The following is a 17,467-nucleotide window of genomic DNA, read 5'->3' on the forward strand; positions in this document are numbered from 1 at the left end:
GCCTAGTTCTTAACCTGGGACTCCTGGACCATATTCCCCTGGATTACCAGGGTGAGGACCCGGATTTTACTGTTCTCGATATGCCGGGTAAGCAGTTCCGAGGCTTTCTCGATATCCCGGATACAGAGGGCGTCTATCAGCTCTATATGCTCCTGGATAGTGACATCCTTGGAAAACTGCTGCCTCAGGCTCAGCTCCCAGAAGGTCTGGGTAAGCCGGTACAGCTGATCCAGCATACGGATAAGCCGCCGCCTGCCGCTGGATTGAATAAGATAGGAGTGAAAATACCCGTCCACCCGTGCATGCTCCTGGAAGTCGAGACTGTCCTTCAACCCCAGGATAAGGGCCTTCATTTCAAGCAGCTTCTGTATGCTCAGAGAGTTTGCCGCCCTTCGCAGGGCCAGAGACTCGAGTTCCCTGCGCAGTTCGTAAATATCCTCGAGATCGTCCGCGGTAAAGGGAAAAATACGGGCTCCCCTCTTGGGAAGAATCTCTATCAGGTGGTCCTGTTCGAGATTCTGCAGTACACTGCGCACCGGGGATCTGCTGACATTGAACTCCCGGGCCAGGAGGTCCTCCCGCAACCAGGTATCTTCAGGATATTCGTTTTGTATTATCCTGTTGAAAAGGGTGGTGTAAATTTCATGCCGAGTCGTTTTAGTATTCTTGTTTTCCATAATGTCCCAACCCTAACCATTATTACACGGCCCCGGAGTATTGTATATAAGAAAATTTTCTCTTTTTCGCGCCCATATTGATTAAATCAGGTAAACTTGTATACAGTTCAGATGCAGCTCGCTCTACTTATCGATTTAATATCGTTTATGTATACGATCAGCAAAGCTTATGGAAAATGTTTGACGTAAAGTCCATATCGTAGTATAAAGGATGTAATACAACCCTTTATCTCTGGGTTGTACAAATACTAAATCTTGTGGAAAAGGAGTTTTTCATGCAAGGAAAAAAATGGCTAGGTAAACTTTCCATTTCTCTCTTGGTAGTGTTGTCTCTTCTTGCCGTTTCATGCGCCAAAGAAGAGCCTGCCCAGGCTGCAGCCCCCGCGGCTCCCGCCGAATCTCAGCAGGCAGCATCCTCTGAGGCCATCCCCGACATGATCGATATGACCATGCCTTCGAGTACGGTTACCCTCAGACTGGCTTACGATGACCCCACCCTCTGGCCCAAGCAGGCAAATGTTCCCGACCCCGAGCATGCTCAGGCACTGCTCTTCAAGGACTACGTGGAAAGCCAGACCGGCGGAGCTGTCAAGATTGACCTCTACGGTGCCGGCCAGCTCGGAACCTACCGGGAAACCCTGGAAATGGTTCAGCAGGGCTCCATGGACATCAACATTGGTACCGGATCTCTCGGTTCTTTCTTTGATCCCTTCCAGATCTTCACCATCCCCTACCTCTTCAGCTCAGACGACATCGCCGTCGGCTACTTCGAGCGGAGCGAATGGTGGGCAGACCTGATGGATCAGATGGAAGACGAAACCGGCATGAAGTACCTCGGTATGGGTCAGAACGGCTGGAGAAACTTCACCAACAACGTACGTGAAATCCGCAAACCCGAAGACCTCAAGGGCATCAAGTTCCGCGTTATGCAGAGCCCCGTATACGTGAAGATGATCGAGTCCATGGGCGGAAGCGCTGTTCCCATCGCCTGGAACGAGCTCTACACCGCACTGCAGACCGGTGTTGTTGACGGCGAAGAGAACCCCATCTCCTCCATCGCCCTGGGTAAACTCCAGGAAGTTCAGAAATACCTGACCATGGACGGCCACGTATGGTCCGAAAACGTCATGGTTATGAACGCTGCGAAGTTCAACGACATGCCCGTAGGCGTTCAGCAGATCCTGGTTCAGGGCGGAATGCTGGCAGCTCGTGCCAACAACGTTGCAGAGAGAATGGTATCCAATATCGTCAAGTTCGAAGAAGTTGCCAAGCAGATGCAGGTTTACTTCCCCACCGCCGGCGAAAAGGCTGAATTCCGCAAGGTTTCCCAGCCCGCGGTTATCGAATACCTGGAAGGCGAGCTTGGAGAAGACATGGTTAACGGCTTCCTGACCAGTGTTCAGCAGATGGAAGCAGAACTCGGTTGGAGACGCTAATCTCTTCTTGCCTTTTTTCTACCGACACCCCTTAAGGGTGTTGCGATGGCAGTCCGCTCTCACAGGCGGGCTGCCGTCTTTATCTAATCTACTTCGCTATCAATTGGAGATAATCACCAATGGTAAAATATCTGAAACAAGCCAGTGACATTGTGCATGTGGTCACCAAGTGGTGGCTCTTTGTCTATGTCCTGTCCGTAACTATTCTGGCGATTGTCGGCGTCTTCTTCCGCGCCATCGGGAACTCCCTCTCGTGGAACGAGGAACTTATGCGCTGGATACTCATCGGTATCGGTTACATCGGAGCTGCGGTGGCCCTCAAGGAACGGAGCCACATAGGCATTGAGTTTTTCATTACCCGGATGAAGCCCAAACTCCGCAAGTTCTCCATTATCCTCGGATACCTTACAATCGTCCTTTTTCTGCTTGTTGTACTTATTTACGGTTACAAATCCGCAGACGTCGCCTGGCGACAGAAGGGGTCGATTCTGCGAGTTCCCATGTACTGGGTTAAACTAAACCTGCCCCTGGGCTCACTGTTCATGCTCGTTCACATGACCTACTTCACCGTCGGTTTCTTTAAGGAGAAAGGCGATGACCGTGAGTACCTGCTGAGCGGCGGACACGACTTTTAAGGGAGCCGGAGAATTTTATGAATATTGCAGTATACACAATGGTTTTCCTTTTTGTAATTCTTCTTGTAATAGGCGTACCCATCGCCTTTGTACTGGGTCTGGTACCCCTTATCTACCTCCTCTTCTTCAAAGGTCTTCCCCTTATAGCCATTGCCTCGAAACTCTACGGAGGGATCGATAACTACGTTCTGTTGGCCCTGCCCTTCTTTATCCTCGCCGGTAACATAATGAACAACACGGGAATAACGAAGGACCTGGTCAACTTTGCGCGTCTTCTGGTCGGTCGTGTCCGGGGTGCCCTGGCGCAGGTAAATATCGTCGTCAGTATCGCCTTTGCGGGTCTCACCGGAGCGGCTGTTGCGGACACCGCGGCCATCGGCTCCATTCTGATTCCCGCCATGAAGGAAGAGGGCTATTCCGCAGAATACTCTGCGGCTGTTACCACGGCCTCCTCGGTTATCGGACCGATCATTCCCCCCAGCATAATCATGGTAATTTATGCCTCGGTTACCGGAGAATCCGTAGGAGCCCTGTTCATGGGCGGCTTCCTCCCCGGTCTCGCGGTGGCCCTCTCCCTGATGATCCTGGCCTATATTTACGCCATCAGGCTGAACCATCCGAAGCGGACAGAACGGATCAGCGCCAAAGAAGCCTTCTACATAATCCGTCGATCCGTTCTTGCAATGATGGTCCCCCTTATAATCATCGGTGGTATTCTTACCGGTGTCTTTACCCCCACGGAAGCTGCAGCTGTTGCCTGTCTCTACGCTTTTCTGGTAGGCGTGTTCTATTACAAAACCCTTACCGTGAAGAACATGATCGACAGCCTCATTGACGCAGGCCGGGTTTCTGCAACCATCCTGCTGATCATCTCCGCAAGCCAGCTCTTCAGCATGGTACTGACCATCGAGAAGATCCCCGAGCATATTGCCGAGGTGATGACCTCCGTCATTACCAACAAGTATGTCTTCCTGCTGGTTGTCAACGTGCTGTTCTTCTTTATGGGAATGGTTATGGAGATATCCGCCAGCGTTATCATGCTCACCCCCATCCTGCTGCCTCTGGCCATGGAATACGGTGTACATCCCCTGCACTTTGCCCTGATCATGCTGGTCAACCTGAATATCGGCCTTACCACGCCGCCTGTTGGGGTATGTCTCTTTACGGCTGTGCCGATTGCCAAGTGTTCCGTGGAAAAGATGGTCCCCAAGGTAATGCCCTTTGTAATCGCCGAGATGATCGCTGTTCTGTTTATTACCTATGTTCCGGAGATCACCCTCTTCCTGCCGAGACTCACGGGCTTTATCGAATAGTTAGAAAGAGTATTTTATTTCAGATAAAAAAAAGCCGGCGAAGCGTACGCTTCAGCCGGCTTTTTTTATCCCGGGACGGCAGCTTACAGAAGATTCCCTTCAGCATCGAACTCCATCTCTTTCGGGTCCTCGAGGATCTCGATATCCGGGTTCTTTTTTGCCTCATCCAGCATGGATTCGGAAATCCAGATCTCATCCACGTGGGAGGAGTTCCGTATTCTCAAGACTCTGGGATTGTCCACACCGTTACCCGTGCGCACATACATGGCGGCCTGAATGGCGAGACGGTCGGTTTTCAGTACCATGGGCATACGGACGGTTATGGCAACTCTGGCGGTCAGGGCGTTGGGATAGCCCGCATCGAAGTCCGCCTGATCAAAAACCTTCCTGGTTGTGTAATTGGCCATGCCTATTCCGATACAGTTACCGTGGGTTGCCTCGGAAAGGTTCAGTACTACATACTCCTCCACCCTGGGGGGACCCGAGGCAAACTCGGTACAGTAACTTCCCGTAATATTGGGATCCATACCGTCTCCGGAATGGTTCTTTCCTATCTCATCCACCACCATGATGTCGAGCTTGTCAAAAAAGATCCGCGCCATCTTTTCCTTGGCTTCCTTAAGAAGCTTCGGCTCCTCCTCGGGGATCTCTTCTGGGGTAAGGGCGATAATGCGGTTGGTCTCGTCATGGGCATTCTCGATGATGGAGAGCCCGAAGAGAATATTGGCATTCTTCAGAATAGCCATTCCGTAGGCTACAACATTCTCCGCCATCTTGCGGAAACCCTGGCTGTGACAGGCCTCGGCCCCCTGGTGCTTGGCAACTCCAATAGCCATCATCTTGAGCATGCCGCTCTCGTAGGGCCCCCTGAAAGCCGTATGGGCTTTTATTCTTCCCACCAGGACTATGCCGTCAGCCTCCGAGGCATACTTGTCAATATAAACAGGGCGCCCGTCCTCAAGGGTGGCCACCTGCACGACCTCCATGGAGGCCTTTATCGGGGCTCCCACATATTCCTCGGTAACGCCGAAACCTTCGATCATTTCCCGTTGACCTTCCGCGGTTCCGCCGCCGTGGCTCCCCATGGCGGGGAAGACAAAGGGTTTTGCGCCCAGTTCTTTAAGGGCCGCAACGGTCTCCCTGATGATCAGGGCGATATTGGCAATACCGCGGCTGCCGCAGGTAACCGCAACGGTCATTCCCGGTTTTATGGTTCCCGCGATCTTCTGCTGGTTTATCTGCTTCTTTATTTCCCCTGGAATATCTTCCAGTACGTCGTCATTCAGTTTCTGACGGACCTTGACCATCCTTGGAAGCGGGGTACCGCCAATCATTCGTTGGACAACACCATTCCGATCCCAGACACTTTCGCGCAGATTAGTACTCATTCCACACACTCCCTCTAGTACAGGTATTCGATTATGTTAAAATACAATTATCTTCTATAATCATTACTTTATCAACAATAATATCAAAATTGTATTAAGGTAACCCGGGGGAACAGGGGATTTCAGCACATGCCGGGCTGCAGGAGTTCACCCCACGGATTCTCTGCAGCCTGCGGGTGATTGCCCGGATCACACATTCGGCAGATTATTCAGTATCCTGAATACTGTACCTATATACTAATATACACATAACCTGTTCCTGAGTAAAAGTCGCTTTCCCCGGATTAAGCAGAAATTGCTCAAGATAAGTATACAATTTAATACAATCAAAGCCCTTTTGGTTGCGTAATAACAATAATTGGCGTACAATATGAGAACACTTTTTGACAGGAGTCATTTGTGAAAGGTTTTTTCAACCGAATACTCAGAATCGATGCAACAGATCACAGTTTTACATATGAGGACATTTCCGACGATATTCTCAAAACAACCCTTGGGGGAAAGGGCCTGGGGACCCATCTGCTGACGGAGGAGAACCCTCCCGGCGTCGATCCCTTTTCTCCGGAAAATCGCCTGATTATCTGTGTCGGTCCTATAACCGGCACCCGTATATGGAGCCAGTCCCGGTATGCCGTCTTTTCCAAAAGTCCTGCTACAGGAGGTTTCTGCGAATCCTACTGCGGAGGAGAACTTGCCCCAAAAATCAAGGGCTGCGGAGTGGATGCAATCATCATACAGGGGAAAAGCAGCTCCCGGGTATACCTCAGCATAGACGAGGAGGGGGTCGAGTTCCACGACGCCGGGGAAATCACGGGTGCAGAATGCTATGACGCTGAACGCTACATCCTCTCCAGAGCCGGCAAGGGTGCCGGAGCGATGGTTATAGGTCCCGCAGGGGAGAACCTGGTGGCCCAGGCGGCCATAAAATCCGATCTGTGGCGGAGTGCCGGGCGCGGCGGGCTGGGAGCAGTAATGGGATCCAAGGAAATAAAGGGGATTTCCTTCAAAGGGACAAAAAAGGCTGAAATAGCTGATCCTGAGAAACTGACGGAGCTGGTCAAGAAGATCGCCACAACCTGGAAAGACTCTCCGGTAACAAAGAAATACCAGACCTACGGTACCCCCTCCCAGGTGGCGGTAACCAACGGCGCAGGCTGCTTTCCAACCCGCTACTGGCAGAGCGGGGTATCGGAACACTGGCAGAACCTGAGTGCCGACTATATGCATGAGCATTTCGAGGTGTCCAGGCACGGATGTCCTTCCTGCTTTCTGCAGTGCACCAAGCACGCAAAAGTAAAGTCCGGAAGGCACGCGGGGCTCGAGATCGACGGCCCGGAGTACGAAACCATCTATGCCCTGGGGGGACTGAACTGTCTTGATTCCCTGGAAGAGGTCGCCTGGCTCAACGACATCTGCGACCGCCTGGGGCTGGACACCATGAGTGCAGGAAATCTCTCTGCCCTGGCGGTGGAAGCCTACAAATGCGGTAAAACCGATTTCGCCATCGATTACAACCAGCCCGACCGGATGGCGGAGTTTTTCAGGCTCCTTGCCAATGCGGAAGGTGTGGGTGCCATCTTTGCGAAGGGTATAAAAACCGCCGCCGCGGAACTTGACCTTGAGGATATCGCAATTCATGTAAAGGGCCTCGAGCCGGCAGGATTCGATCCCCGGGTTCTCAAAGGCATGGGGCTCTCCTATGCCACGTCTCCCCGGGGCGCCTGTCACCTTCGGGGGACCTTTTACAAGGCGGAACTTACCGGCGAGGTCGACCCCGAGGAGATCTCCGGCAAGGCGCGCTATCACATTGACTACGAAGACCGGGCGGCCCTTTTTGATTCAATGATTCTCTGCCGCTTTTTCCGGGATTTTTATCTCTGGGATGAACTTTCCGAGATGATTGAAGCCACAACAGGCATGAAGATGGACAAGGAAGAACTGGAGCTTCTTGCCAACCAGATTACCCAGAAGACCAGGGCTTTTAACCGAAGGGAGGGGATAGGCCCGGAACAGGACACCCTGCCGAAGAGACTGCTCAAGGAAGCTACAAAAGAGGGGGCCGTACTCACCGAAGCGGACCTTCAGATAATGATACGGGAATACAATAATATAAGGAAAGAACGGGATGAAAAAGCACACGTTATCAGTTGATTTTCATTGGGAAAAATGGTCTGCCGAGGAAGCGGACCTGAAGGGACTCGGGAAAAAAACCGCAGCCAGGCTGCTTTTTGAGATAGACCTGATCCATCATTTTGAGCAGGAACTGCTGCGCCTCAAGAATGCCGATGCCGTATGGGGACCGGTTCATTCCAGTGTAGGCCAGGAGGCCGTAGCGGCGGCCAGCATAGGCCCTTTGAAAAAGAGCGACAAGGTTCTGGGAAGTCACCGGGCGCACCACCAGTTTCTGAGCAAAGCCCTTAACTATGTCCTCGGCGACTGGGACCCGGGCACCCAGGAGTGGCCCGGGGAGGCCCAGGAAGTAGTGAACCGCACCTTTGCGGAGATCCTCGGCCTTGCTCCCGGGTACTGCGGCGGCCGGGGCGGTTCCATGCACCTTCGCTGGAAGGAGGCGGGTTTTCTCGGTTCCAACGCCATCGTGGGCGGAGGAATACCTCTGGCAGTGGGCGCGGCCTACGCCGAGCAGAAACTAAAAAGCGGAAATGTAGTGGTATGCTATTTCGGGGACGGAGCGGCAAACCAGGGAGCCTTCCATGAAGCCCTGAATCTGGCGGGAATCTGGAAGCTTCCCATCATTTTCTTTGTGGAGAACAACGAGTTCGCCGTGGGAACCCGGAATGACGACGCCTGCGCCGTAAAGGACATATCCCAGCGGGCAGCCAGTTACGGCATGGACGGATATATTGTCGACGGGCAGGACACACCCGGAATATACCGCCTCATGGAGAAGGTAAGCGGAGAAATCAGAAAAGGCGGACGTCCTGCAATAGTCGAGGCAAAGTGCTGGCGTCATTATCACCATGCCGGGGATGTTCCGGGAAGCTCCTACGGATACCGGGACAAGGAAGAGGAAGCCCGTCGCCTGGCATTGGACCCCCGAACCCGTTTTCCCGAGTCACTTCTTGAACAGAAGCTCCTTACAAAAAAGGAGATCAGTGCGATTGAAGCCGCGGCAAAGAAAGCAGTTGAAACTGCGCTGGACTTCTGTGTCGAAGGCGAAGATAAAACCATCATAAAAGAGTCGCTGTGGCCGGACCCTGCAACTGCTGGCGAGGGTATGCGCTCCGACGGCAGCGAACTTGAGGGACTGCCCTATATTGACGATACCTACAGCGGGCCGAAAAAGAAGGCCAGATACTCGGAGTCCATAGCGCTTGTTACCGGCCGCTGGATGGAGAAGGACTCAACCGTTTATGAATTCGGAGAGGAGATCGCCAACTTCGGCGGGGGAGCTTACGGGGCGACCAAGGGACTCCCCGATCGCTTCCCCGAGCAGGTCGTAAATACCCCCATCTCCGAGGCCGGTTTTACGGGATTGGCCTGCGGCGCTGCCATGACCGGGCTCAAAACAATTATCGAGATAATGTTCCCCGATTTCGCCCTGGTGGCAGGAGACCAGCTCTTTAACCAGATAGCCAAAGCCCGGCACATGTACGGCGGCAAAACCGACCTGCCCCTGGTGGCCCGTGCCAGAATAGCCACCGGCGTCGGCTACGGAGGGCAGCACTCCATGGATCCGGTGGCCCTTTTCGCCCTCTTTTCCGGCTGGAGGATCGTGGCCCCGGGCAATGCTTTCGACTATATCGGCCTGTTCAACACCGCCATGCACTCCAATGACCCGGTGATTTTTCTTGAACATCATTCCCTGTATACAAAAAGCTTTGAAATCCCTGAGAATGATCTGGACTACTGCATTCCCTTCGGGAAGGCGAAGATTATCAAGCCTGGCGACGATATTACGGTATTGGTGTACGGGGTCATGGGAGAACGATGCAGGAAAATAGCAGAAAAACTCTCCGGTCAGGGGGTTTCTGCGGAAATTATAGACCTCAGGTCTCTTGATCTACCATCCATAGATTATGATACAATCGGCAGGTCACTGCAGAAAACCGGCGTTATGGCGATCGTGGAGGAAGCTGCGGGTGCCCAGACCATCGGTCCGAGAATCGCGGAACAGGTTATGGTCAGGTTCTTCGACTATCTGGATGCGCCGGTGGGCTGCATCTCTTCGCTGAATGTCCCCAACTCCGTTTCCCGAAGGCTGGAAGCTGCGGCTATAATCAGCGATGATGAAATCGAGGAAAAACTTACAGCTATGGCAAAAAGAGCATGGAGATGAAAGAAAAAACGGCCCTTGGTTCACATGACATCTACACTACCCTGTTCGACAGGATCATTCACAATCAGTATCCCTCGGAAAACTTTCTGAGGGAAGACAGTCTTGCAAAGGAGTTCGGGACATCCCGGACTCCTATCCGCAACGTACTCAAGCGACTGGAACAGGACCAGCTGATCCAGATTATTCCAAACCGCGGGGCAAAGACTTTTCCTTTTACCGCCGATGATCTGGAGGATATCTTCGAGATCCGCCGGTCCCTTGAGGCCCTGGCCCTGGAGTTTGCAATTCCGGCCCTGAGTATCCAGCGACTGATCGAGATACGCAAGGAGATCCAGGAAATCAGCAATACCAAGGACTATATGCGTCATGCCGAAGTTGACGCCGAACTTCATACTTATCTTATTGAATCCTGCGGTCGACGGCGGCTGATTAATATGGTCAACCAGCTCTACCATCTGATTCAGACCTTTCGGGAACTCGGGTTCAGGGACAACGAAGTACGTACCACCACCTGCGAAGAGCACCTCAGGCTGATAGACGCCATCTGCGTCAGGGACACAAAACTCGCCATCGATGTTCTGAAGACCCACATACAGAACTCAAAGGTGCGCATCATGCAGAAAGTTGTCCGCGGACAGGTTAATTAAGGAAAAACATAATGACAGAATGGAATCCCGAAGTCCTGGCCAGACTCCTTGACGAGTGCGGCCGCATTGCCCTTGATCTCTATGATGATCCAGGAATCTCCGTAAAGAACGACCAGAGCCTGGTAACCAGGGCCGACCACGCAGTGGAAGGTTTTCTTGCACAAAGCTTCCATAAACCGGAAGAGGGCTCATTTTTAATCGGAGAGGAAACCATCGCCACCCGGTCCTCATCATATATAGAAGAGGCCTTTCGCCACACGGCCTGGATAGTGGATCCCATCGACGGCACGGTTCCCTACGCCCATCACCTTGCCCACTGGGGAGTCTCCGTCGGCTTTATGCAGCAGGGACGGCTCACCGAGGGAGCGGTCTATCTGCCGGTAACCCGGGAATACTACATCAGCCATCACGGGGAGATCCTCTACGCCCGCCCCGCTCCGGGAGAAAAACCTGTCCTGGCACCGCTGAAGATTGAGCGGTCCGCCTCCGGAGAAAAATCCATTGTCGGGATCTCCCAGGATGTCGTCCGGGGAAAACTGGGAAATCTCGCGAACCCGGTTCAAACCCTGGGATGCGTGGTTGTTCCCTTCGCCTATATGCTTCAGGGCCGCTTCATGGCTTATGTGGGGTATATGAAACTCTGGGATCTGGCCGGCTCTCTCCCCCTGCTTAAAAACGCCGGGTTTATTGTCCGGAGTGCGGACGGACAGGATCTCGATCCGCAAATTTCACCCAGGCAGTTCGTTCTGAACCCGGATCATGAACGCTTCTGTTACCTCCGGAGCAACCTGATCGCAGCCCCGAACGAGGAGATCTACCAACAGGTCCGCTCGCAGGTCAGCCTGCCCGAAGTAATGATTCCCGGCCCCTGAGAGAGCCGGGAGAATCCTCGTCAAGTCCGATTATTTCCTGCTCTTAACAACTTTGATAATATCTTTTACCATCTCGTTCGGCGTATAGGTGGGGGTCCAGCCCAGCTCGGCGGAGATGCGCTCGGTACTGATGTTCCACTCTTTGTAGCCTTCCACAACAGCCATAATTACCGGGTCCGGCTTGAAGGTGTATTTTGCCTCGGGAATGATCTCCTTGACCGTCTTGATCATCTCGGAAACCACAACCCGTCCGGAAGCCACATTATAGATCCTGCTCGGTGCCGTATCGGCAAAGGCGATCTGAAATAGTGCATCCGCAGCATCCTTCAGGTAAACGACCGGATACGCGGTGTCCTCGGTAACCTCAACCTCGTAGGCCTGACCGAGAGCGGGCTTCTCCGCTATATGAGAGGTAAAAAGACTCGCCGACCCTGCTGCCTGGCGGAAAGGTCCGGTTACCGCGGCGAAACGGGCTGCCCGGAAGTCGAGTCCGTGACGACGTTCATACAGAAGCCCCATGTGCTCACCCATGAGTTTTGTAAAGCCGTACCATCCGTCGGGTTCAGCGGGCATATCCTCTTTAATCGGCTGAGGGAGTCCCCGCCCGTACACTCCGATGGTGCTGGCAAAAACAGTGCGGCGCTTGCCGTTCCTGACGGCCGCGTCGAGAACGTAGTTGAGACCGTTGATATTTACAGCGATGGCCATATTCGGATCTCTGTCACAACCGGCGGTCAGGATTCCGGCCAGGTGAATAATCGGGTCCTCGGTTCCGCTCTTCGTTACCAGGTGATTGACCATTGAACGATCCCGGATATCCCCCTGAATAAACTCGACTTTTCCCTTCCATTTTTCCAGCAGTTCCGGCTTGGGATCCGCAAAATCAAAGGCCAGAACCTCTTTTCCGCTTGCAAGTACACGATCAATTATCTCGGGACCGAGAAAACCGCCGGCCCCGGTTACCAATACAGCCATGTAAACCTCCATATAAATATTGACAGATTCGTTGGTACTAGATATTATACTGATATATCTATCGTACGCAATAGATAAGCCAGGAATATATAAGGAAGCCCGTGATTAATACTGCAGGACAAAGCGGAACGGCGGATATAAGCAAAAAGGCTGTTCTTCAGGACTTTATCTACACATCCATCAAGGAACGCATTATTAACGGGGAAATTCCTCCCGGCGGAATCATCATCGAGAACAGCTTTACCGAGGAGTTCGGAACCTCCCGTACACCTATTCGGGAAGCCCTTTTACGCCTGCAGCGGGACCGCCTGGTGTCCATCTATCCCCGGCAGGGAACCTTTGCCACCCAGATTTCAATCAAGGACGTCTACGAGATCTTCGATATCCGGCTCCTCATTGAACCTGCCGTTGCCCGTCAAATCTGTCCCACAGTTGACCTGGAAAAGATGGAGAGTTTCAGGGAGCAGTTCGGCGACAAGAACCTTGCCCAGATCTCCTACAAGAAATGGTTTTATCTGGACCGGAGTTTTCATGATTTCCTGATAGAGTCCTCCGGCAACGAGACGCTCATACGGACCTATCAGGACATAATGGACCAGCATCTGCGGGTGCGGATTCTTGCAGGCAAGAGTCCCAGCCGGGCGAATAAGACAAACGATGAACATATTCGAATCATAGACGCCTTTGCCCGCCGGGATGCCGAGGCGGTGGAACAGTACATGCGTGAGCATATAATCGCGTCCAGAGAGGCCGCGGTTACCTTAGATAGATTTTAGCATTTGTATATCAACGGAGGTACAGGAATGCAGACAACTACCGGCAGGTCGACGGAACTCGCCCGGCTTGCTCAACAGTTTCGCCTGGAAGTGCTTGATGTTTTGCACAAGAAGGGCACGGGACACTGGGGAGGAGCCTCTTCGGTGGCCGATCTTTTGACCCATCTTTATTTTGAACGGATGAATATCCGTCCTGATGATCCTAAATGGGAGGAGCGGGACCGGCTGGTTCTGAGCAAGGGTCATGCATCGGCCATGCTCTACACCGTCCTTGCCCATCGCGGCTATTTTCCCGTGGAAGAGGTTCAGACCTTCAGGGATCTGAACAGCCGTCTGCAGGGACACCCCTGCATGAATAAAACTGCGGGCGTGGAAATGTCCACCGGAGCACTGGGGCACGGAATATCCGTCGGCCTGGGCATGTCCCTGGCTTCTCAGCTCTCGGGCAAGAACTTCTGGAGCTACGTCATTACCGGCGAAGGCTGTCTCGACGAGGGACAGAGCTGGGAAGGTATCATGGCAGCCGCCAAGTTCAAACCGAAAAAGCTCGCCCTTCTGGTTGACTACAACAAGGTTCAGCTCGACGGAGCCGCTTCCGAGATCATGCCCCTGGATCCGCTGGATGAAAAATTCCGGGCCTTCGGCTGGCGTGTAGCCCCCAAGGTCTACGATGGTCACAATCATGACGAAATAGCCGAGGCCTTCACATGGCTCGATTCCGAAGAGGCAGGGCCGTCGGTAATGATTTTCCGGACCCACAAGGGTAAGGGCGTCTCCTTCATGGAAGACAACCACAAGTGGCACGGAGCCCCCATTGATGACGAAACCTACGCCAAGGCCAGACCGGAACTGGAAGCCGGCCTTGCGAAACTGGAGGCAAAATAATGGCAACTGCAAAGGTATCAGACAAACAGGTCTCCATGAGAGACGCCTTTGGTCAGGCTCTTGTTGAGATTGGAAAAACCAAACCTGAACTCGTTGTTCTCGACGCTGATGTTTCATCATCCACCAAGACCGGACTATTCGGCGCAGCCTATCCGGATCGCTTTTTTAACGTGGGCGTCGCGGAAGCCAACATGACCGATGTGGCCGCCGGACTCGCAACCTGCGGGTACCGGCCGGTAATCAGCACCTTCGCCCTGTTCCTGGCCCTCAAATGTACCGACCAGATCAGGAACGTAATCTGCTACAACAATCTCCCGGTGGTAATCGTGGCGGGATACGGCGGACTCTCCGACTCCTTTGACGGAGCGAGCCATCAGGCCCTGACGGACATCGCGATAATGCGGGCTCTGCCCAACATGCGGGTTGTTGTGGCCGCTGATGGCAGGGAAGCCGAGGAAGCCCTCAAGGAAGCCCTTGAGCATGACGGACCTACCTACATCCGCATAAGCAGAAACCCTGCACCCCTCCTGGAGATCGATGAGCCCTTCAAGACCGGTAAAGGCCGGATCCTGCGGGAAGGAAAGGACTGCACCATCGCAACTGCGGGCGTCCCCGTCCCCATGGCCCTTGAAGCGGCGGAAAAACTTGCTGCGGAAGGAATCTCCGCGGAGGTCCTGGAGCTGCACACGATCAAGCCCGTGGATACGGACCTGCTCAAAAAAAGCGTCGGCAAAACCGGCGCCGTGGTCAGCGCAGAGGAACACAATATCTACGGCGGTATCGGCGGAGCCGTGGCGGAAGCCCTTTCCAGGAGCACCCCGGCTCCCATGGAGTACGTGGGTGTGGCGGATACTTTCACAGAATCCGGTCCCTATGATACCCTGCTCACCAAGTACGGTATTTCCGTAGAGGCCATTACCGAGGCTGTAAAAAAAGCGGTAAAACGCAAAGCCTGAAAAGTGTAAAAGGTTTACATCGCCGACGGCACAGACGCGCGGGAGCCGCTTTTCACACCCGTCAGACATCTCCCGTGGCCGTGCGGCAGAACATATTCCGATCCATAAACCCCTCACGCAGGCAGCTGCTGAGGGGTTTATTCGTCTTGATGCAAATATAAGCGTTATGATAAACTTTTCTTTGACAAATACAGCGGTTGCCCCTGGGGCAGCCACCCTATTTTTCAGGAGCAGTAGATGCGTGTAGGATTTATCGGCTGGCGAGGTATGGTCGGTTCGGTGCTGATGGACCGGATGCGGGAAGAAAAGGACTTTTCAGGATTTGAACCGGTCTTCTTTACCACATCCCAGATTGGACAGAAGGCCCCCGACGTCGGGATCGAAGCCCCCCCATTGAAGGACGCCTTTTCGGTTGAGGAACTGAAAAAGCTGGATGTTGTGGTAACATGTCAGGGCGGTGACTACACAAAGAAAGTGCATCCCGAACTCAGAAAAAGCGGATGGCAGGGGTACTGGATTGACGCTGCCTCGGCACTTCGCATGAGTGATGACAGCATCATTATCCTGGATCCGGTAAACCGACAGGTAATCGACAAGGCCCTCAGCTCCGGGGTAAAGGACTATATAGGCGGAAACTGTACCGTCAGCCTCATGCTCATGGGACTGGGCGGTCTCTTTGATGCGGGGCTCGTGGAGTGGATCAGCTCCATGACCTATCAGGCTGCCTCCGGCGCCGGGGCAAAGAACATGCGGGAGCTCCTCTCTCAGATGGGCGCCCTGGAACGACCGGTAAGAAAGCTGCTGGATACCCCCTCTTCTGCAATTCTCGAAATCGACAGCATTGTTACCGAAACCCTCAACTCCCCGGATTTTCCCGTTTCGGAGTTCGGTGTACCCCTGGCAGGGAGCCTGATTCCCTGGATCGATGCGGCAGCCGAACTCGGACAGAGCAAGGAGGAGTGGAAGGGGTACGCGGAGACCAACAAGATTCTCGACCTGGACCCGAAGATCCCCGTGGACGGCCTCTGTGTCAGGGTCGGTGCCATGCGCTGTCACAGCCAGGCCCTGACGATCAAACTGACAAAAAACGCTCCCATGGACGAGATTGAAGAGATTATCGCCGGCCACAACCAGTGGGTCGAACTTGTTCCCAACAACAAGGAAGAATCCATGAAGCGCCTGGCTCCGGCCACAGTCAGCGGGACCCTGAAGGTTCCGGTGGGCCGCCTTCGGAAGATGCGCATGGGGGATGAATACCTCTCCGCCTTTACCGTTGGAGACCAGCTTCTGTGGGGAGCCGCCGAGCCCCTTAGACGGATGCTCTCGATTCTGAAGGATTTTCCGGCTTAAAAAAGCCGATATGTAAACTGCCCGATTCCCGTCGGGCAGTTTTTTTTGTATTCTTTCAGCATTCTATCCGGCCCCGGCCGACAGGAAGGAATACGTCATGACCGACTTGTTACGAAGCTTCGATTACGTCTTTCCCACAGAAATATGCTATGGTGAGAATATTGTCGCCGAACTGCCCCACAGGATTAAAAGAGACGGCATTTCCTCGGTGCTGCTGATCACCGACCCGGGCCTGAAGGATATGCCCTTTACCCGAAAGATCCTCGACGTCCTGAAAACCGGAGGCGTCCGCTGTGCCGTCTATGGCGGGGTTGAAGCGAATCCCAAGGATCACAACGTGCAGTCCGCCGCAGCCCTTGCCCGGGAGAAGGGTGCAGAGGCCCTCATTGCCCTGGGAGGCGGAAGCCCCATGGACTGTGCCAAGGCGGTGGCCATCCTCGCTCCCCAGGGCGGCGAAGTGCGGGACTACGAAGACAGCAGCAGAATCGGCGAAAAGATTCTGCCCCTGTATACCGTCCCTACCACCGCCGGAACCGGAAGCGAGGTGACCTTCAGCGCAGTCATTACCGACAGCAGGGCAAAGTTCAAGTTCACCGTTAAATCTCCACGAATAGCACCCCGGGCCGCCTTTATCGATCCGCAGCTTAGCGTCTCCATGCCTTCCGCCCTCACCGCCGCCACCGGAATGGATGCCCTCACCCATGCCATCGAGGCCTTCACCGCCAGGAACGCCAACCCTCTCTCCGACGCCGCCGCCCTTCATGCTGTAGACTTGATAAACTCATTTCTTGTCCGGGCTGTAAAAACGCCGGAGGATATGGAAGCCCGGGCCGGCATGATGCTCGGCAGTCTTATCGCAGGTATAGCCTTCAGCCACTCCGACGTTGCATCGGTCCACTGCCTTGCGGAGGCCCTGGGCGGCATGTACGACAGCCCCCACGGGGTATGTAACGCGGTAGCCCTTCCGGTGGTAATGGAATACAACCTGGAGTATGCTCTGGATCTCTACGCCCGGATAGCCCGGGTAATGGGCATCGCCTTTGAAAGCTCCGAAGAAGGAGCACGCCGTGCCGTGGAACGGGTTAAGTTTCTGGCCGTCGAAGTGGGGCTACCGCGGTTCAGCGAACTGGGGATCCGGGAGAGCGACTTTCCCGTACTTGCAGAGAAATCTGCTCAAAATGGTAGCAACCGGGACAATCCCAGACCCATGAAAAGCGAAGACTACCTGGAGCTCCTGAAGATTCTCCAGCGGGGATAGGA

The 17,467-nt window shown here is 53.8% G+C and carries 15 protein-coding genes; 12 read left to right on the top strand and 3 right to left on the bottom strand.

Translation table 11 applies throughout. From position 1 onward, the window contains the following. Positions 1–2: 2 nt before the first annotated feature. Positions 3–677 (bottom strand): GntR family transcriptional regulator, encoded by a 675-nt coding sequence (locus B4O97_RS01605; protein WP_083047662.1) that lies wholly within the window; start codon positions 675–677, stop codon positions 3–5. A gap of 275 nt (positions 678–952) precedes the next feature. Between B4O97_RS01605 and B4O97_RS01610 the strand changes: the two genes are divergently transcribed. From B4O97_RS01610 to B4O97_RS01620, 3 genes are all read left to right on the top strand, one after another. Next, the gene (locus B4O97_RS01610) at positions 953–2,113 is read left to right on the top strand and encodes a DctP family TRAP transporter solute-binding subunit (RefSeq protein WP_083047664.1); all 1,161 of its coding nucleotides are present in this window, start codon (positions 953–955) and stop codon (positions 2,111–2,113) included. A 119-nt stretch (positions 2,114–2,232) separates the two neighbouring features. Then, complete coding sequence (locus tag B4O97_RS01615) at positions 2,233–2,748, top strand: TRAP transporter small permease (RefSeq protein ID WP_083047666.1); 516 nt, start codon at positions 2,233–2,235, stop codon at positions 2,746–2,748. A gap of 17 nt (positions 2,749–2,765) precedes the next feature. After that, positions 2,766–4,061 carry a TRAP transporter large permease gene (locus tag B4O97_RS01620; RefSeq protein ID WP_096348829.1) on the top strand — a complete coding sequence of 432 codons (1,296 nt, stop codon included), beginning with the start codon at positions 2,766–2,768 and terminating at the stop codon, positions 4,059–4,061. Between the two features lie 83 nt (positions 4,062–4,144). On the opposite strand, the gene B4O97_RS01625 is transcribed toward B4O97_RS01620, so the two are convergent. Then, a complete protein-coding gene (locus B4O97_RS01625; RefSeq protein ID WP_083047668.1) occupies positions 4,145–5,449 on the bottom strand; it encodes a nickel pincer cofactor-dependent isomerase, group 22 in 1,305 nt (434 codons plus the stop codon). Between the two features lie 399 nt (positions 5,450–5,848). Between B4O97_RS01625 and B4O97_RS01630 the strand changes: the two genes are divergently transcribed. Genes B4O97_RS01630 through B4O97_RS01645 form a run of 4 tightly spaced genes read left to right on the top strand, consistent with a single transcriptional unit; the run spans position 5,849 to position 11,265 of the window. After that, a complete protein-coding gene (locus B4O97_RS01630) occupies positions 5,849–7,600 on the top strand; it encodes an aldehyde ferredoxin oxidoreductase family protein (protein WP_083047670.1) in 1,752 nt (583 codons plus the stop codon). Further along, positions 7,575–9,746 carry an alpha-ketoacid dehydrogenase subunit alpha/beta gene (locus B4O97_RS01635; RefSeq protein ID WP_083047672.1) on the top strand — a complete coding sequence of 724 codons (2,172 nt, stop codon included), beginning with the start codon at positions 7,575–7,577 and terminating at the stop codon, positions 9,744–9,746. The genes B4O97_RS01630 and B4O97_RS01635 overlap by 26 nt, the downstream gene beginning before the upstream one ends. Continuing rightward, positions 9,743–10,393: a GntR family transcriptional regulator gene (locus B4O97_RS01640; protein WP_158084095.1), complete on the top strand. Its 651-nt coding sequence runs from the start codon at positions 9,743–9,745 to the stop codon at positions 10,391–10,393. The genes B4O97_RS01635 and B4O97_RS01640 overlap by 4 nt, the downstream gene beginning before the upstream one ends. 11 nt (positions 10,394–10,404) lie before the next feature. Continuing rightward, positions 10,405–11,265 carry an inositol monophosphatase family protein gene (locus B4O97_RS01645; protein WP_083047675.1) on the top strand — a complete coding sequence of 287 codons (861 nt, stop codon included), beginning with the start codon at positions 10,405–10,407 and terminating at the stop codon, positions 11,263–11,265. Positions 11,266–11,295: 30 nt separating this feature from the next. Here the strand turns inward: B4O97_RS01645 and B4O97_RS01650 are convergent, their stop codons facing one another. After that, entirely contained in the window at positions 11,296–12,240 is a 945-nt protein-coding gene (locus B4O97_RS01650) for an NAD-dependent epimerase/dehydratase family protein (protein WP_158084096.1), read from the bottom strand. Between the two features lie 101 nt (positions 12,241–12,341). Here B4O97_RS01650 and B4O97_RS01655 point away from each other — a divergent pair, with 101 nt between their 5' ends. The 5 genes from B4O97_RS01655 (at position 12,342) to B4O97_RS01675 (ending at position 17,465) form a co-directional block, all read left to right on the top strand. Next, complete coding sequence (locus tag B4O97_RS01655; protein ID WP_083047679.1) at positions 12,342–13,016, top strand: GntR family transcriptional regulator; 675 nt, start codon at positions 12,342–12,344, stop codon at positions 13,014–13,016. 27 nt (positions 13,017–13,043) lie between these two features. Further along, positions 13,044–13,901: a transketolase gene (locus B4O97_RS01660; protein ID WP_083047681.1), complete on the top strand. Its 858-nt coding sequence runs from the start codon at positions 13,044–13,046 to the stop codon at positions 13,899–13,901. After that, a complete protein-coding gene (locus B4O97_RS01665; RefSeq protein WP_083047683.1) occupies positions 13,901–14,857 on the top strand; it encodes a transketolase family protein in 957 nt (318 codons plus the stop codon). The genes B4O97_RS01660 and B4O97_RS01665 overlap by 1 nt, the downstream gene beginning before the upstream one ends. 237 nt (positions 14,858–15,094) lie before the next feature. Beyond that, entirely contained in the window at positions 15,095–16,207 is a 1,113-nt protein-coding gene (gene asd, locus B4O97_RS01670) for an aspartate-semialdehyde dehydrogenase (RefSeq protein ID WP_083047685.1), read from the top strand. A 97-nt stretch (positions 16,208–16,304) separates the two neighbouring features. After that, the gene (locus B4O97_RS01675) at positions 16,305–17,465 is read left to right on the top strand and encodes an iron-containing alcohol dehydrogenase (RefSeq protein WP_083047687.1); all 1,161 of its coding nucleotides are present in this window, start codon (positions 16,305–16,307) and stop codon (positions 17,463–17,465) included. Positions 17,466–17,467 lie beyond the last annotated feature (2 nt).

Source organism: Marispirochaeta aestuarii, assembly GCF_002087085.1.
Classification (GTDB): Bacteria; Spirochaetota; Spirochaetia; order JC444; family Marispirochaetaceae; genus Marispirochaeta; species Marispirochaeta aestuarii.

Coding starts and splice junctions, on each gene's coding strand:
- B4O97_RS01605 (WP_083047662.1), bottom strand. CDS start 677: ATGGAAAACAAGAATACTAAAACGACTCGGCATGAAATTTACACCACC.
- B4O97_RS01610 (WP_083047664.1), top strand. CDS start 953: ATGCAAGGAAAAAAATGGCTAGGTAAACTTTCCATTTCTCTCTTGGTA.
- B4O97_RS01615 (WP_083047666.1), top strand. CDS start 2,233: ATGGTAAAATATCTGAAACAAGCCAGTGACATTGTGCATGTGGTCACC.
- B4O97_RS01620 (WP_096348829.1), top strand. CDS start 2,766: ATGAATATTGCAGTATACACAATGGTTTTCCTTTTTGTAATTCTTCTT.
- B4O97_RS01625 (WP_083047668.1), bottom strand. CDS start 5,449: ATGAGTACTAATCTGCGCGAAAGTGTCTGGGATCGGAATGGTGTTGTC.
- B4O97_RS01635 (WP_083047672.1), top strand. CDS start 7,575: ATGAAAAAGCACACGTTATCAGTTGATTTTCATTGGGAAAAATGGTCT.
- B4O97_RS01640 (WP_158084095.1), top strand. CDS start 9,743: ATGAAAGAAAAAACGGCCCTTGGTTCACATGACATCTACACTACCCTG.
- B4O97_RS01645 (WP_083047675.1), top strand. CDS start 10,405: ATGACAGAATGGAATCCCGAAGTCCTGGCCAGACTCCTTGACGAGTGC.
- B4O97_RS01650 (WP_158084096.1), bottom strand. CDS start 12,240: ATGGCTGTATTGGTAACCGGGGCCGGCGGTTTTCTCGGTCCCGAGATA.
- B4O97_RS01660 (WP_083047681.1), top strand. CDS start 13,044: ATGCAGACAACTACCGGCAGGTCGACGGAACTCGCCCGGCTTGCTCAA.
- B4O97_RS01665 (WP_083047683.1), top strand. CDS start 13,901: ATGGCAACTGCAAAGGTATCAGACAAACAGGTCTCCATGAGAGACGCC.
- asd (WP_083047685.1), top strand. CDS start 15,095: ATGCGTGTAGGATTTATCGGCTGGCGAGGTATGGTCGGTTCGGTGCTG.
- B4O97_RS01675 (WP_083047687.1), top strand. CDS start 16,305: ATGACCGACTTGTTACGAAGCTTCGATTACGTCTTTCCCACAGAAATA.